Source organism: Allomuricauda sp. TY007, assembly GCF_010468565.1.
In the GTDB taxonomy this organism is placed as follows: domain Bacteria; phylum Bacteroidota; class Bacteroidia; order Flavobacteriales; family Flavobacteriaceae; genus Flagellimonas.
Map to the genome: position 1 here is coordinate 1 of NZ_WUEG01000035.1, position 2,044 is coordinate 2,044.

At 54.1% G+C, this 2,044-nt stretch carries 2 tRNA genes and 1 rRNA gene; all 3 read left to right on the forward strand.

Annotated elements, in window-relative coordinates:
* Positions 1-63: 63 nt before the first annotated feature.
* The 3 genes from GO009_RS17225 (at position 64) to GO009_RS17235 (ending at position 2,038) form a co-directional block, all read left to right on the forward strand.
* Positions 64-1,589, forward strand: a 16S ribosomal RNA gene (locus GO009_RS17225).
* Positions 1,590-1,699: 110 nt separating this feature from the next.
* Positions 1,700-1,773, forward strand: a tRNA-Ile gene (locus GO009_RS17230).
* Positions 1,774-1,961: 188 nt separating this feature from the next.
* Positions 1,962-2,038, forward strand: a tRNA-Ala gene (locus GO009_RS17235).
* The last annotated feature ends 6 nt before the right edge of the window (positions 2,039-2,044 follow it).

Consider the following 2,044-nt stretch of genomic DNA (forward strand, 5'->3'; position numbering starts at 1 on the left):
AACAAACCATTTTGATGCAGGGACTCGGTTATTTCCGGGTGTCGGACAGACATTCAAGGAAATACAATGAAGAGTTTGATCCTGGCTCAGGATGAACGCTAGCGGCAGGCCTAACACATGCAAGTCGAGGGGCAGCGGGGAAAAGCTTGCTTTTCCGCCGGCGACCGGCGCACGGGTGCGGAACGCGTATGGAACCTGCCCCTGTCAGGGGAATAGCCCAGGGAAACTTGGATTAATGCCCCATGGTACCACGACATCGCATGATGATGTGGTTAAAGATTTATCGGACAGGGATGGCCATGCGTACCATTAGTTAGTTGGTGGGGTAACGGCCCACCAAGGCAGCGATGGTTAGGGGCCCTGAGAGGGGGATCCCCCACACTGGTACTGAGACACGGACCAGACTCCTACGGGAGGCAGCAGTGAGGAATATTGGACAATGGGCGGGAGCCTGATCCAGCCATGCCGCGTGCAGGATGACGGCCCTATGGGTTGTAAACTGCTTTTATACGGGAAGAAATGCGCCCACGTGTGGGCGTCTGACGGTACCGTAAGAATAAGGACCGGCTAACTCCGTGCCAGCAGCCGCGGTAATACGGAGGGTCCGAGCGTTATCCGGAATCATTGGGTTTAAAGGGTCCGTAGGCGGGCCTGTAAGTCAGGGGTGAAAGTTTGTGGCTCAACCATAAAATTGCCTTTGATACTGCAGGTCTTGAGTCATGGTGGGGTCGCCGGAACATGTGGTGTAGCGGTGAAATGCATAGATATCACATAGAACACCGATCGCGAAGGCAGGTGGCCAACCATGTACTGACGCTGATGGACGAAAGCGTGGGTAGCGAACGGGATTAGATACCCCGGTAGTCCACGCCGTAAACGATGGATACTAGCTGTGGGGACTTCGGTCTCCGTGGCCAAGCGAAAGTGATAAGTATCCCACCTGGGGAGTACGTTCGCAAGAATGAAACTCAAAGGAATTGACGGGGGCCCGCACAAGCGGTGGAGCATGTGGTTTAATTCGATGATACGCGAGGAACCTTACCAGGGCTTAAATGCAGGCTGCATGGGGTGGAGACACCCCTTTCTTCGGACCGCCTGCAAGGTGCTGCATGGTTGTCGTCAGCTCGTGCCGTGAGGTGTCAGGTTAAGTCCTATAACGAGCGCAACCCCTACCGTTAGTTGCCAGCATGTCAAGATGGGGACTCTAACGGGACTGCCGGTGCAAACCGCGAGGAAGGTGGGGACGACGTCAAATCATCACGGCCCTTACGTCCTGGGCTACACACGTGCTACAATGGCCGGTACAGAGGGAAGCCACCCCGCAAGGGGGCGCGGATCTACAAAACCGGTCACAGTTCGGATCGGGGTCTGCAACTCGGCCCCGTGAAGCTGGAATCGCTAGTAATCGGATATCAGCCATGATCCGGTGAATACGTTCCCGGGCCTTGTACACACCGCCCGTCAAGCCATGGAAGCCGGGAGTGCCTGAAGTCCGTCACCGCAAGGAGCGGCCTAGGGCAAAATCGGTAACTAGGGCTAAGTCGTAACAAGGTAGCCGTACCGGAAGGTGCGGCTGGAACACCTCCTTTCTAGAGAAAGAGATGCCCGGATATACCTTGTCCCGCACGAGGTGGTTTTTATCCTCTGCGCTGTCGTTTATGATATGTTTTGTTGATATAAGGCAATATAAGGCCAAGACAGTCTCATAGCTCAGCTGGTTAGAGCGCTACACTGATAATGTAGAGGTCGGCAGTTCGAGTCTGCCTGAGACTACAAGTCGAAAGCAGGACGAGAAGTTTATCCCGAGCGAAGTCGAGGGGAGTCTGCCTGAGACTACGAAAAGTACAAAGCACGGAAGTGCGGAGTGCGAAGTTCATTGAGTATTGAATAAGGAAATTTTAGAAGTTGAGTTACAGGGTTATCACTCATAACTCCCAACTAATAACTCATAACTGAAAGATGGGGGATTAGCTCAGCTGGCTAGAGCGCCTGCCTTGCACGCAGGAGGTCATCGGTTCGACTCCGATATTCTCCACCACGGCAA